Source organism: Paenibacillus terrae HPL-003 (genome assembly GCF_000235585.1).
Taxonomy (GTDB): domain Bacteria; phylum Bacillota; class Bacilli; order Paenibacillales; family Paenibacillaceae; genus Paenibacillus; species Paenibacillus terrae_B.
Window position 1 is genome coordinate 2,808,159 of record NC_016641.1, and the last position, 14,281, is coordinate 2,822,439.

At 49.2% G+C, this 14,281-nt stretch carries 8 protein-coding genes and 2 pseudogenes; 9 read left to right on the forward strand and 1 reads right to left on the reverse strand.

Annotated features, from left to right (window positions below; translation table 11 throughout):
* Positions 1–48: 48 nt before the first annotated feature.
* The 4 genes from HPL003_RS12820 (at position 49) to HPL003_RS12835 (ending at position 5,959) form a co-directional block, all read left to right on the forward strand.
* Positions 49–1,308, forward strand: a complete 1,260-nt coding sequence (locus HPL003_RS12820) for a YlbE family protein (protein ID WP_014280086.1) — start codon at positions 49–51, stop codon at positions 1,306–1,308.
* The gene (locus HPL003_RS12825; RefSeq protein ID WP_014280087.1) at positions 1,283–2,287 is read left to right on the forward strand and encodes an oxamate carbamoyltransferase subunit AllH family protein; all 1,005 of its coding nucleotides are present in this window, start codon (positions 1,283–1,285) and stop codon (positions 2,285–2,287) included. Before HPL003_RS12820 ends, HPL003_RS12825 begins: the two co-directional genes overlap by 26 nt.
* Positions 2,217–3,152 carry a carbamate kinase gene (arcC, locus tag HPL003_RS12830; RefSeq protein ID WP_043922381.1) on the forward strand — a complete coding sequence of 312 codons (936 nt, stop codon included), beginning with the start codon at positions 2,217–2,219 and terminating at the stop codon, positions 3,150–3,152. The genes HPL003_RS12825 and arcC overlap by 71 nt, the downstream gene beginning before the upstream one ends.
* A 353-nt stretch (positions 3,153–3,505) precedes the next feature.
* Entirely contained in the window at positions 3,506–5,959 is a 2,454-nt protein-coding gene (locus HPL003_RS12835) for a rhamnogalacturonan lyase (protein ID WP_014280089.1), read from the forward strand.
* Between the two features lie 388 nt (positions 5,960–6,347).
* Here HPL003_RS12835 and HPL003_RS12840 read toward each other — a convergent pair whose 3' ends face one another.
* Positions 6,348–7,388, reverse strand: coding sequence for a LacI family DNA-binding transcriptional regulator (locus tag HPL003_RS12840; RefSeq protein ID WP_014280090.1), 1,041 nt, complete (start codon positions 7,386–7,388; stop codon positions 6,348–6,350).
* A 490-nt stretch (positions 7,389–7,878) separates the two neighbouring features.
* On the opposite strand from HPL003_RS12840, the pseudogene HPL003_RS30510 reads away from it, so the two are divergent.
* The 5 genes and pseudogenes from HPL003_RS30510 to nifH form a co-directional block, all read left to right on the forward strand.
* Positions 7,879–8,010: pseudogene (locus HPL003_RS30510) on the forward strand (carbohydrate ABC transporter permease); the annotation flags it as partial.
* Positions 7,997–8,185: pseudogene (locus HPL003_RS12850) on the forward strand (ABC transporter substrate-binding protein); the annotation flags it as partial. The pseudogenes HPL003_RS30510 and HPL003_RS12850, both read left to right, overlap by 14 nt.
* A gap of 170 nt (positions 8,186–8,355) precedes the next feature.
* On the forward strand, positions 8,356–11,613 hold the full coding sequence (locus tag HPL003_RS12855) for a glycoside hydrolase family 32 protein (protein ID WP_014280094.1): 3,258 nt from the start codon (positions 8,356–8,358) through the stop codon (positions 11,611–11,613).
* Positions 11,614–11,883: 270 nt separating this feature from the next.
* Entirely contained in the window at positions 11,884–13,383 is a 1,500-nt protein-coding gene (gene nifB / locus HPL003_RS12860; RefSeq protein WP_014280095.1) for a nitrogenase cofactor biosynthesis protein NifB, read from the forward strand.
* 6 nt (positions 13,384–13,389) lie between these two features.
* On the forward strand, positions 13,390–14,256 hold the full coding sequence (gene nifH, locus HPL003_RS12865; RefSeq protein ID WP_014280096.1) for a nitrogenase iron protein: 867 nt from the start codon (positions 13,390–13,392) through the stop codon (positions 14,254–14,256).
* Positions 14,257–14,281: the final 25 nt, after the last annotated feature.

The window sequence follows — 14,281 nt, forward strand, 5'->3', positions numbered from 1 at the left end:
ATGTTGAACAATCAACGTTGCAGATGAACGGCCAGGAGGGAAGCTCATATGAAATATCAGACTATTGATGAAGCCAATCGGGTGGTTATTGACAAGATTGTTGGCGGAGCCCCGTTTCTCGTCGATGTAGTACCAGCACATACCGTCATTCCGGAGTTGGAAGGCAAGACGCTGCTGCATGCGGGCCCGCCGATAGCGTACAAGGACATGACAGGCCCCATGCAAGGCTCGTGCGTAGGTGCTGCTTTATTCGAGGGCTGGGCGAAGGATGAAATGGAGGCCCGCAGCATGCTTGAACGGGGCGATATCCATTTCATCCCGTGCCACCATGTCAAGGCAGTCGGACCAATGGGAGGAATCACATCCGGTAATATGCCGGTATTCGTAGTCAATAACCGTTCCGAAGGCAATGAGGCTTACTGCATCATGAATGAAGGCATCGGCAAGGTGCTTCGCTTCGGCGCTTATTCAGAAGAAGTCATTACCCGCTTGACATGGATGAAAGACGTGCTTGGCCCGACGCTTTCCCGGGCGCTTAAGGCGACGAAGGAAGGTCTTAACCTGAATGTCATGATCGCGAAAGCCATTACGATGGGAGATGAATTCCATCAACGCAACATTGCCGCTTCGCTTGTTTTTTTGAAAGAAATAAGCCCTTATATCGTCAATCTTGATATGGACAAGCAGGAGATGCAAAGCGTTATCAAATTTTTGGCGGATACCGATCAATTTTTCCTGAATATCATGATGGCAGCGTCCAAGGCTGTAATGGATGGGGCCCGCACCGTCAAAGCAGGCACAGTTGTAACCGCCATGTGCCGGAATGGACAGGACTTTGGCATCCGCATCAGCGGCATGGGAGACGAATGGTTTACCGCACCCGTAAATACGCCGCAGGGGCTGTTCTTCACCGGCTTTTCGCAAGCGGATGCCAACCCGGACATTGGCGACAGCGCGATTACGGAAACGTTTGGCGTTGGGGGGATGGCGATGATTGCAGCTCCAGGCGTTACTCGGTTCGTCGGGGCTGGAGGATTTCAAGATGCCTTGGCAACGAGTAATGAAATGGTCGAAATCTCGATCGACCAGAACCCGAATTTTACTGTTCCGACCTGGAACTTCCGCGGAATTTGTCTCGGTATTGATGCCAGGAAGGTAGTGGAAACAGGAATTACGCCAGTCATTAATACCGGAATTGCCCACAAGGAGCCGGGTGTGGGGCAGATCGGTGCCGGTACAGTTCGTCCGCCTGTCGAATGCTTTGAGAAGGCGCTTGAAGCTTATGCGTCAAAGCTCGGGCTTCTGTAAAGCATCGCTTTATACATCTTGTCTCATGGGAGAGGAGATTCACGCCCAGCTTGCGGCATTCCTCTCCCGGAGGCCGATTGGCCGTGTCCACAGCATTTTCGAGAACGGAATCAACCTGGCTATGGAAGACGCATTGATTTTTGTCGGGACAACGAAAAACGGCAGAGTTCCATTCGGCATTCATATGGGACAAGAAAGTGTCAGAAGGCTGCGTTTTTATGTCAAGTGCAATGACGAGGTTGTTGTCAGGACGCCGGACATGCTTCAATTCTATCATCCCAAATACCCGGTGACGCTTGATCTTTCGCAAGCCACACCGTTCCATTATGAAATCCGTGCCAGTCGTTACTGTAGTTTTCTTGATTTATTTCATGTTGATACATTAATGAAAACATGCCTCACTTGGGGGGTGCCGACGGGACTCGACGTGAAATGGGACCGCTTTCTTGCGAAAGATTATAGACCGGATGATCCGCAGTACACTACGATACGGCATGCGGAACAATTGCTTGATGCTTTGTTATCCGGTGAGGTTCGAGCCATTGAGACGCCTTTGCGGTATTTTCTGGGGCGTGGGCCAGGACTAACGCCGTCGGGAGATGATTTCCTTGTCGGATTGTTGGCCGTTCATAGGTTGACCGGCGCTTTTCATCCAGCGTTTTTGACCGTCTTGTGTCATATTTTGGAAACAGAAGCCATTACGACAGATGTGAGCAAAACTTATTTGCTCCATGCGCTACACGGCCGATTCAGCGACAAGGTAACCCGGGTGCTGAACGCGATGGTTATGAAGGATGCAGCTTATTTTCAAACCAGGCTTGTGCTATTGCTGCAAACCGGACACAGCTCCGGGATTGATACGGTATTCGGGATCGCCAATGCCATCATGGGCCTAAGGAGGTATGAACATGTCAGAACGAGTTGTGATTGCATTGGGGGGCAACGCCATTTTGCGGCCTCACCAAGAAGCAACCTATGAGAACCAGCTAGAAAATGTACGCAGCAGCAGTGAAAAGATTGCTGATATCGTGGAAGCGGGCTATAAAGTCGTCATTACACATGGCAATGGTCCGCAGGTGGGATTGATTTTGCAGCAAAATGAAGAAGCAAAAGAGGTTGTCTCTCCTTTTCCGTTAGACGTATGCAGTGCGGAGTCTCAAGGATTAATCGGTTACATGCTCGATCAATCCTTAAAGAATGAACTGCGGAAGCGGGGGCTGACGCAGCAGGTCGTCAGTGTCCTGACACAAACGCAGGTATCCGAGGAAGATGAAGCCTTTCTGCATCCGACCAAGCCAATCGGCACCTTTTACAGCGAAGAGAAAGCCCAGCAAATGATTCAGGAGAAAGGCTGGAACATGAGTGAAGATGCGGGCCGGGGATGGCGTCGCGTCGTTCCTTCGCCGCAGCCGCAGTCTATTTTGGAGGCAGAGACCATTATGAGGCTTGTCGAGAGCGGAGCGATTGTCATTGCTTCCGGAGGCGGAGGGATTCCGGTTATCCGGCAAGCGGACGGCACGATTAAGGGCATCGAAGCGGTAATTGATAAGGATCGCAGTGGCCGCAAATTGGCCGAGGAAGCAAACGCCGATATCTTCATGATGGTGACAGACGTGCAAAACGTATTCATTCATTACGGAAAGCCGGAGCAGCAGGCGCTAGGCCATATCAGTATGGAGGAAGCCAAACAGTACGTTCAGGAGGGACATTTCTCCACAGGCAGTATGGGACCGAAGATAGAGGCGGCTATATCATTTGCAGAACAAGGAAAACACACGATTATATGCTCAATCGAAGATGCCGTTTCGGCTCTCAGGGGAACAGCTGGCACGCATATTTCCTGATTATCCGGCACAGTCAGAGAGGGCGCAAGTGGCCACATTAGCCATGCAGCAACCGTTTCCTGGTATTCAGCCGGGGAACGGTTGTTTAGTTTTATATAGGGTTCATTGAAAAATCGCTTATTGGATTTTGCAAAATCCTCATTCAGCCCTCATCTTGCCATGTTTGCACAGGCTTGGTGTGGGGCTATTTCAATTAATTGGCAACAACACGGATTTGTGTAGAGAAATCCCCGGATATTTAAACGCTTTTGGGATAACAGCAAAACTATAATAAAAAGGAATTTAAATTATGTAAGCGCAATCATTTTGGGTATTTGCTTGTCATCACAACACAATTGAGGAGGACGACTTGAATGGCTCAAAGGAAAGGTGTATGGCGAAAAAGAAGCTTGACCGCCGCGTTGGCAGTGATGCTGGTGATGACGGGGACGGCTGAAGGAGTGGCTGCGGAAGACTTGTCCGCACCGACGACGCTACAGGCAGAATCAGCAATCGCTGCTGATCAGAACCGCAGCGGCAGCATCCAGTTGGAAAAGCTGGATCGGGGATTGGTGGCTGCGGTGACCCAGGAGGGAGTATTTTTAAGCTGGCGGTTGTTGGCTCAGGAAGTGAGTGGCCATGGCCCAACAGGGCTGACGGGAGCGAACTTTAATGTATATCGTGACGGCAAGAAGATCGCGACGGTGACCGACAGCACCAACTATGTCGATAAGGAAGGCACCGGAAATGCGGTGTACAGGGTGGTATCGGTCGTTAACGGGCGGGAAAAGGATCGCAGTGCCAAAGTGAAGCCATGGCAGCAGGGTTACTATGAGCTTCCTCTTCAAAAGCCCGCCGATGGCACAACACCCGCAGGTGAAGCCTATACCTACTCAGCCAACGATATGAGTGTGGGGGATGTAGATGGAGACGGACAATATGAATTTTTTCTAAAATGGGACCCGTCGAATTCCAAAGATGTATCTCAGAAAGGCTACACCGGAAATACGTATGTCGATGCGTATACGTTCGAGGGCAAGCTGCTGTATCGGATTGACCTCGGTGTGAATATTCGATCAGGGGCGCATTATACACAGATGATGGTGTACGATTTTGACGGCGACGGCAAAGCCGAGCTGATGTTCAAGACGGCTCCAGGCACCAAAACGATTACTTTTGACAAGAAGGGCAAGCCGAAAAAAGAGAAATATATTACCCTGCCCCGCGAGGATCGCAAAGCTGGAATTACACATCAGGATGATTATCGTTTGAGCCGCACGGATTATTATGAGCATGTAGTGAACATGTTCATGAACTGGACGAAGCATGAGGAAGTGGTCAAAGGGCAGTGGCCTGCTACGCTAGAGGAGTGCTTTGGCATTGCTCCAAAGTACAGTTATCCGTTATCCCGAAAGGATGCGGAAAGCCTGACGGACTATTTTATGGATGTATACGCACCTTCGCGGAGCGACAAAAACAAGCTGAGAGAGTTCGAAGGCTTCATTGTAGATGGACCGGAATATTTGACCATTTTCAAAGGGAAAACGGGAGCCGAGCTGGACACTGTCCGCTATGAGCCGGAGCGTCATGACGATGGCCTCATGTGGGGCGATTACGCCATGGCCCGGATTGAACCCGCCAACCGGGTGGATCGTTTTCTGGCCGGGGTGGCTTATCTGGATGGCCGCAAGCCCTATGCTGTGCTTGCACGCGGCTATTATACTCGTTCCACGTTGGTCACCTATACATGGGACGGCCGTCATCTCCAAAAGCATTGGATGGTAGACAGTGGCTGGGCACCGATGACCAATCCGTTTAACGACAGTCCGCACGGACGGGACGGAACGGACCCGAAATTTGGCACCTTGACTACACAGGGAGCGCACTCACTAAGTATGGTGGATGTAGATGGTGACGGCAAGGACGAGATCGTATACGGCTCTGCTACCATCGACCATGACGGCAGCCTGCTGTACAGCTCGTATGATGTCATGCCCCCTGAAAGCGCGATTCCGGGCCAGACCGCCAGACTGGGACACGGCGATGCGCTGCATGTGACAGATATTGACCCTGATCGGCCAGGGAAAGAAATCTTTATGGTGCATGAGGGCGGCACCTATGCTCCTTATGGCTATTCCCTGCGGGATGCCAAAACGGGCAAAGTCATCTACGGTGGATATTCCGGCAAGGATACAGGCCGCGGAATGGTCGGTGACATAGACCCGGATCAGCGAGGGCTGGAAACCTGGGCCATCGGCTTGTGGACTGCGGCGGGCAAGCAGCTTGATACGAAGATGCCAGGCACCAATATGAGTATCAAATGGGCGGCGAACATGACTACTCAAATCGTAAACGGGGCAATTGACGTAACTCCAACCATTGAGGACTGGAAACGGGGTACATTGCTCACTGCAACAGGAACGAAGACGAATAACTATACAAAAGGAACGCCACCGCTGGTAGCCGACATTTTCGGAGATTGGCGCGAGGAACTGCTTGTCCGTACAGCGGATAGCTCGGCGATCCGTATCTATTTGAGCACCGAGCCTACAACGCATAAATTGTATACGTTGATGCATGATCCGCAGTACCGGGCGGATGTGGCCCGCCAAAATACCGGCTATAACCAGCCGTCCTATACCAGCTTTTACTTCGCATCCGATATGGAATGGGCGAACGTGCCAATTCCCAAGCTTTACACGCCAAAAGCCTTGATGGAGGAAGAGAGCAGCGACGAAACGGATGAGATGGAGGCATCGGAGGTCGATGACAAGGCAATCGATAAAACGGAGGTTGATGGAACAAAAGTCGATGGGGCGGATGCATAAGAACTAAAAGCAGGGTCGGTGGAATTAGCCCAGGACATATAAATGCTAGTTGAAGATTAAGATTCTACCTCCGCATCAATTGGTTAATGGATTTGAAAAATGGCAAGCCTTTGAATTACTTAGAGGCTTGCCATTTTGCGTTCTTAATTTCTTGAGAATATAGACGGCTCTATCCAAGGTCGACATTTCTGGTTTTAGAACATCTCAAAAATAGCAAATCTGCTGAAACCAGCGGAGAGGACGGAACGATTGCGGAAAAGCGGCAGCGGTCGCCTTTGTCTCCGGATTTTTACCACTAAGCCCATTAAATAAAATCCGGAGACAACAGCGATTGGAGCAACGTTCCGTTCGCGGAGCGTCGTCAGAACACCTTTTTTACTCTCACCATCTATCGCAATGTCGGAGTGGACTCTCTAAATATCGGCTCTGTTTTGATATGTGTGATTTGATAAGGTCGTGAAGGATCCTTGACCCGCGCCAGCAGCATCTCAGCCGCCGTAATGCCCATCTCGTTGTTGTAAATATGGATGGTAGATAGATGAGGCTCTACAATCCGGGATTCAGGAGCATTATCAAATCCAAACACAGCAATATCCTCCGGAATTCTCATGTTTTTATTTTTGAGCGCTTTCATGACACTGACCGCAATAAAATCATTGGCACACACAAACGCAGACGGCAGCACGTTCATATGCTGCAATTGTTTATCCATCCAATCCGACTCGGAGAAAAAATTTCGGTCCTGATCAATGATACAGCAGGATAAATCCACATGTAGACCGGCTTCGATTAAAGCTCGGTTATATCCAACCCACCGCTCGTTGAAGCTTTTGCAATGCTGATAATCCCCCACAAAACCGATTCGCGTAAACCCAGCTTGAATCAAGCTTTTGGTGACAGAATAAACGCTATGTTCATTTTCCATCAACAATAAATCCGCTTTCAAATCAGGGTAAAAAACGTCTACAGAGCAATCAATAAAGATCGTGGGCAATCCCAACCCCGTAACAAGCTCACTATACTGTGGATCAAACATTTCAATACATATGATTCCATCGACTTTGGAGGCTTCAAAATTATTAGGAAGTGTTCCTGCATGGATTTCATTGTCCCGCACAATATGAATCGACAGATTATACCCTTCCGCGCTTATTCTCTTCTCCAGACCACTAATGAGAAAGGAGCCAAAATGTGAACTGTTCGGCAGATTGCATGTAAACAGGGCAATGTTACCTTGATTTTTCGGGATGATGCTCTCCGTTTCCACATAGGCAAATTGCTTATATTTGAGTTCTATCGCTTTTTTTATGACCTTGTTCCGGGTCTCAACCGGGATGCTGTCACTTCCATTAATTGCTTTGGAGGCGGTATTTCGGGAAATCCCCAAAGCATCGGCGATATCTTGAATAGTGACTTTTTCTTTCCTCATGGACAGGTTCCACCTTCGCTTATATATGATTGTCGGTGAGGTACGGTTGCCCTTTCCGATTCTCCGTATAGACCTAAAAAATGTATCCTAAATGTATAATAGTTCGCATAAAATAGCAACGTTCGCGTTACAAATGGTTCAATTATTTTTACATTTGGGAATATGTATAGGTGGAAGGGGAGCGGTCATTGTTAATGGGTAACTTTCAAATTTGGGTTATAGGTATGATTATTTTCATTTTTTTGTTACAAAAGTATAGATTAACAATAATATTTTCTTCAAATGTAAATAAATTATTTTACAAAAAGTTATTGAAGAATGACATTTCGATGTGGTAAATTGAAGATGAAAAATGTAAGCCTTTTCAAATTTATTGTGTAGACGCTTGAATATGGCAATTGTTTTTATTCTCGCAAGAGGAGGGATCATGTCGATTGGGTTTGAGAAAGCATATCTCATGCAGACATCCATGAATTTGCCTACCTCGGAAATTATTCCTACCTACCTGCTGGTCAAAAATTTAGGGATGCTGGATACCGTATGGGCCATTCTTCTTCCTGGTGCGATCAATGTGTGGGATCTGATTTTGGCACGAACCTTTTTCAAAGGCGTTTCCGATTGAAGAATTGGGGACAGGGAAAGAAGCGATCCAGTCCATGGATGATTTGCCGTGGATTAATGTGGAGTGGCTGAACAAGCTGGGCTTGTCCATGCCGACAACGACCAAAGAGCTGAAGCAGGTCTTGATTGCCTTTAAAACAAAAGATCCCAACGGCAACGGGCAGGCGGACGAAATATTTGCAGGAGCTGAACAGTCCGGGGCTACAGGAATGGTCGCAAATCAAACAGGCGGGCTATGACAGAAACGCAAGCAAATGATTCAATATGATGACCTATACAGTGATTTCCCTGTTGTTATGTAATGGAAGCGCAGTGTTAATCCGTACTGGAAGGTAGGAGGCTGGCGATGAGGGTGGAGCTCACAAACATGCGAACGAACCTGACCGATTGGCAGATTAAAGGACAGGGGCATATGGAGGATAATATCCAGGGACTTTTGCTAAGATCGGAGCCGCAGGAAAATGTGATGGCTATGTCTGGGACAATGTCGGAGGATTTTAGTTTTGAAGCGGATGTGATGGTCACAGATACACAGGCGGATGCCACGCTAGTATTCCGTTCCAGTGAGGACGTGAGGTTTTGCTATATGCTCCAAATCGTGCCGTCTGCCGGATTGTTGCGGCTACGGGATGCTGCTGGGGATATCGGAAGGCTGAAAGAGGAACGTCAGGTAGAATTAGAAAAAGGAGATATTTATCATCTCAAGGTGAGCGTAGAAGGCTTCCATTTTAAAGTGTACTGGAATGAAGGATACAGCCCGATTATAGATGTGGTCGATACGACTTATTCATCAGGATATTTGGGGCTGAATGTCTGGAATGGGTCGGCATTATTTCAGAACATTCAGGTCAGTGATATGGATACGAATGCAGGCGAACCGCTCCTGATCCGTGGAAAATGGCATCCTGACCTGCGGGGGCAAAGGGCTGAGGGAATAAATGCAGAAGATGCGTTGAAAATATACGGCTCCGCAGCTGCTGACCTGGTGCTGGAAGGTAGTGTGATGCTGAATCCCACTGAACCGGGGATGAAAGCAGGACTATTTTTCAGAGGGAATCAGGAGGGGACAGAGGGGTATGTTGCTTCTGTACAAGACGAAGGGAATCAGGTTCGCATACAATTAATGAAGGCGGACGGAACGTTGGTTACAAGTTCAGCGCAGACGTATCCGAATACAACGGGCGGCAAACACAGTTTGGAGATCAACGCATATAAAGAGCGGATTCGCGTGTTTGTAGATGGGTACACTCCTGCGGCAATTGATATCATGGATAGCAGCTATACCAACGGCTTTATAGGCTTGAAAGGGACTGGGGGAACCGCTTATTTTCAGGATCTCTACCTTACCTCTGTCTCAAATTACTATACAGAAAAATATCGTCCGCAGTATCATTATTCCCCTGCCAGAGGTTCGGCAAGCGATCCGAACGGATTGGTTTATTTCGAAGGAGAGTATCACCTGTTCCATCAGGATGGTGGACAATGGGCACATGCAGTCAGTCCGGATTTGCTGGATTGGAAAAGGCTTCCGTTTGCATTGAAGTGGAATGATCTCGGTCATATCTGGTCCGGCTCGGCTGTAGTTGATCTAACCAATACTTCCGGCTTGTTCGGCGACTATGGCGGGAAAGGGCTGATTGCTTATTACACTTCCTTCAATCCCGATCAGTTCAAGGGAAACCAGAGAATCGGCCTTGCTTACAGCACAGACCGGGGGCGCACATGGCAATACCCGAAAGACCACCCAATTGTAATAGAGAACCCGGGCCAAAGTGAAAGCGATCCCGGCAATTGGGACTTTCGTGATCCTAAAGTGGTGTGGGATGAAGCCCATCAGCGCTGGGTTATGGTCGTGTCGGGAGGGGATCATATCCGTTTTTTTACCTCCGCCAACCTATTAGATTGGAGCTGGACGGATAACTTTGGCTATGGTGATTATATACGTGGCGGGGTATGGGAGTGCCCAGATCTATTCCGGCTTCCGGTAGACGATGGAAGTACCTCAAAATGGGTGCTGATGATCAGCACTGGAGCCAGCCCAAACACTCAAGGCTCGGATGCGGAATATTTTATCGGTGAACTGACGTTGGATGGCAAATTTCAAAATGATCTTCCTTCGGGGAAGGTGTTGAGAACCGATTGGGGCAAAGAATTCTATGCCTCTATGTCCTTCTCGAATGTACCCAATGGGCGGCGTATCATGCTGGCATGGATGGCGAATTGGGACTATCCGTTCAGCTTTCCGACTTCTCCTTGGAAGGGGCAGTTTAGCATCCCGAGAGAGTTATCGCTAAAAACAACCTGCGAAGGTATTCGTCTCGTACAGCATCCCGTGTCTGAGCTAACTTCGCTGCGTTCCACTTTATTTTCAATAGAGAATCATAGTGTCACGGAATCTTCTTCGAATATACTGGAGGGTTTAAACGCAGGTCCCTGTGAGATTGAAGCGGAGTTCGAACTGCCTTATGTTGGAGCCGCTATGGAATTGGGGTTCCACCTGCGGAGCGGCGGAGATCAAAGAACAGTGGTCGGCTATAAAACAGATGTACAACAAATGTTTGTAAACCGTGCTGATTCAGGACTTACCGATTTCTCTACTCTGTTTTCAACGCTTCATGAAGCATCACTTGCACCCGTCGGAAATCGAATCACAATGCGTATATTTGTGGACGAATCCTCGGTTGAGGTGTTTTGTAATCATGGAGAAGTCGTATTTTCGGAGATTATTTTGCCTGATTCGGCGCGAAGAGGAATGGGATTTTACACCCAGGGTGGTGAGGTCAAAGTTGTTTCTCTTCATGTTTATGCCTTACGGAACAGCTGGAGGCTATCAGATGCTTCGTCTTCCAGGGTGATCATGGATCACACTTATGTGGAGCTTGCGAGGGAGCAGTCCAAGCGTCTGTACGCGAGTACGGAAGATAAGTCTGGAGAAAAAGGAAACTTGCTGATTTGGGCCTCCAGTAATCCTGGAATTGTAAAGATCACCGCGTCCGAGGAGGGGAGTGCACTAATGGAGGCGGTTGCCCCGGGAGAAGCTATTGTTACGGCTTCCGATTCGGAGGATAAGGTACGCGGCAATACCTTCGTTAAGGTGCACGGTGGGGTGTTTCATACCAACCTTACAGGTTGGAAGCCGGATGTTCCCGCATCGCGGTGGATCGTGACAGCGGATGGGATACGCGGAAGCCATATCATGGATGCGAATTACATGGCTAGTGAGGAAGCGAAAGATTTCACGTATGAGGCAGATGTGAAGCTGCATGGAAATGGAAGTGCCGGCTCTATGCTCTTCCGCGCCAATGCTGACGGATCAAGTGGCTATTACCTGAATTTGGACCCCAATATGAAATCCATCCGTCTGTTCTATAAAAAAGATGGCCAATTCGAGGAGCAGCAGGTGCTTGCCAAGGTTCCAAGATTCGTTCTACCGGAAATGTTTCATCATATTAGAATTGTGGCGGAGGGCCTGCGCATTCGCATTGACGTAGACGGTGAGCAGGTCATCGACCTGGAAGATGCTGCATTTACTGAGGGGCATGTTGGTGTGAATGTATTTGGAGGGCAGGCATTTTATCAACATGTAAGGGTCGAGCAAATTTGAATTTCTTATTTCAAAAGGAGAGCCGTATGTACGGGCTCTCTTTTTTATGTCTTGGTGTTATTGAGAATATGAAATGTAACCGCACACATGTTATGAGTGTGACATTTTACCTAACGCAAAAATTGACACATATGTGAAATGAGGACAAATGTCAGAGATTTCATGGAGAAGCGAATTGACTGGATTTGTCTATGTCTCTAAGATGTAATTATATTCCAGACAAAACAAGAGTTTTGTGTAAGGGAATATAACGTGGAGAGGAGGGAATGAATGGACTCTTTAGCTGATCTCTCGGAGACCCCCTTAGCATTAGAAACCCTCAGACGACATCCCTGTTATAACGAAGAGGCACATCGCTATTTTGCGCGCATTCATCTTCCGGTAGCCCCGGCATGCAATATTCAGTGCCATTATTGCAACCGCAAATTCGATTGCGTCAATGAAAGCCGTCCCGGCGTTGTCAGTGAACTGCTCACGCCGGAACAGGCGGCGCGCAAGACCTATGGCGTAGCGGCACAGCTCATGCAGCTGTCCGTTGTCGGCATTGCGGGACCTGGAGATCCGCTGGCCAATGCGGACGCAACCTTTGATACCTTTCGCCGGGTCCGTGAGACAGTTAAGGATGTCATATTCTGTCTCAGTACGAATGGTCTTACTTTGATCAGGCATGTCGACAGGATTGTAGAGTTGGGCATTTCGCATGTCACAATCACGATCAATGCTGTAGATCCAGTGGTGGGGAGCCGCATTTATGGATGGGTCTACGACGAAGGAAAACGCTATGCAGGAGAGGAGGCCGCACGGCTGTTAATTGACCGCCAGCTGGCAGGCTTGAAGATGCTGGCTTCCAGAGGCGTATTGTGCAAGGTGAACTCGGTGCTGATTCCCGAAGTCAATGATGCCCATCTGCCGGAGGTAGCCAGAGTGGTCAAGGAGCACGGCGCGGTGCTTCACAACATTATGCCGCTCATCATCGCTCCCGGCAGTCGGTATGAGCAGGAAGGGATGCGGGCACCCCGTCCCCGTCTGGTCCGTCAGCTGCAGGAGCAATGTGCTGACGCGGGAGCCGTCATTATGCGCCATTGTCGTCAGTGCAGGGCGGATGCGATCGGACTGCTGGGCGAAGATCGCAATCAGGATTTTACATGGGAGAACATAGCGGCTGCTCCTCCCATGGATGAAGGGGCAAGGGCACAATTCCAGAAAGAACTGGATGAGAAGGTGAGCGTGAGAATGGAACGCAAGGAGGGACAATCGGACCGCAAACAATCGTCAACCGGGGCTGGCTGCAGCTGTCCGTTATCGGGAGATCAGCCTGAAGCAAGATATGCCTCAAAGCCGGTCCTGATCGCCGTGGCCAGCCGTGGCGGAGGGAAGGTGAATCAGCATTTCGGCCGTGCCAAGGAGTTCATGATCTATGAAAGCGACGGGACCATTGTAAATTTCGTAGGCATCCGCAAGGTGCAATCCTACTGTCACGGGAAAGCCGATTGCAATGGGGACAAGGTCGAGACGATAAAGGAGATCCTCTCCATGGTGCATGACTGTGCATTGCTGCTGTCGTCCGGCATAGGCGAAGCCCCCAAAGAGGCACTGCAGGAAGCTGGCGTGCTGCCTATTGTATGCGGCGGGGATATTGAGGAATCCGTTCTGGAATATGTAAAATTTCTGCGTTATATGTATCCTGTGCAGAGCAATAAGGGAAGTAAGCGTAACAAGAAAGCTAAGGGCATTCATTCGGATTCACCCATTGAACATTTTGGAGGCTGAGAAGATATGAGACAAATCGCGTTTTACGGTAAGGGCGGTATCGGCAAATCGACAACCTCGCAGAATACACTGGCTCAGCTCGCGACTAAATTCAAACAAAAAATTATGATCGTAGGCTGTGATCCCAAGGCAGACTCCACCCGTCTTATTCTGAATACGAAGGCCCAACAGACAGTACTGCATCTGGCGGCTGAAAGGGGCACGGTGGAGGATTTGGAGCTGGAGGATGTTGTCCAGAAGGGCTTCGGTGACATTCTGAATGTGGAATGCGGCGGGCCAGAGCCCGGTGTCGGCTGTGCAGGGCGCGGCATCATCACGGCCATTAATTTTCTGGAGGAAGAGGGGGCCTACGAAGGGCTGGATTTCGTGTCCTACGATGTACTGGGCGACGTCGTGTGCGGGGGCTTCGCCATGCCGATCCGGGAGAAGAAGGCTCAGGAAATCTACATTGTATGCTCAGGCGAGATGATGGCTATGTACGCTGCCAACAATATTGCGCGTGGGATATTGAAGTACGCCAACAGCGGCGGGGTGCGTTTGGGCGGCTTAATCTGCAACAGCCGGAATACGGACAGGGAAGCGGAATTGATTACAGAGCTTGCGAGAAGACTGAACACGCAGATGATCCACTTTTTGCCGCGTGACAATGTTGTGCAGCACGCTGAGCTGCGACGTATGACCGTTACCCAATACAACCCTGGCCATGAGCAGGCTGCGGAGTATGAAGAACTGGCAGGTAAAATTTTGAATAACGATAAGCTAACGGTTCCCACTCCCATTACCATGGAAGAGCTGGAGGATCTGTTAATGGAATTCGGCATTATTGAGGATGAAGAGACCGCAATTAACAAAGCAGAGGCGTCGGGGCAGTAGACCGCAGCCAGGAGGCTTAATGACA

Bases quoted from the DNA above. Each gene is read 5' to 3' on its own strand.
- nifB (WP_014280095.1), top strand. From the start codon at position 11,884: ATGGACTCTTTAGCTGATCTCTCGGAGACCCCCTTAGCATTAGAAACC.
- arcC (WP_043922381.1), top strand. From the start codon at position 2,217: ATGTCAGAACGAGTTGTGATTGCATTGGGGGGCAACGCCATTTTGCGG.
- HPL003_RS12840 (WP_014280090.1), bottom strand. From the start codon at position 7,388: ATGAGGAAAGAAAAAGTCACTATTCAAGATATCGCCGATGCTTTGGGG.
- HPL003_RS12855 (WP_014280094.1), top strand. From the start codon at position 8,356: ATGAGGGTGGAGCTCACAAACATGCGAACGAACCTGACCGATTGGCAG.
- HPL003_RS12820 (WP_014280086.1), top strand. From the start codon at position 49: ATGAAATATCAGACTATTGATGAAGCCAATCGGGTGGTTATTGACAAG.
- nifH (WP_014280096.1), top strand. From the start codon at position 13,390: ATGAGACAAATCGCGTTTTACGGTAAGGGCGGTATCGGCAAATCGACA.
- HPL003_RS12825 (WP_014280087.1), top strand. From the start codon at position 1,283: ATGCGTCAAAGCTCGGGCTTCTGTAAAGCATCGCTTTATACATCTTGT.
- HPL003_RS12835 (WP_014280089.1), top strand. From the start codon at position 3,506: ATGGCTCAAAGGAAAGGTGTATGGCGAAAAAGAAGCTTGACCGCCGCG.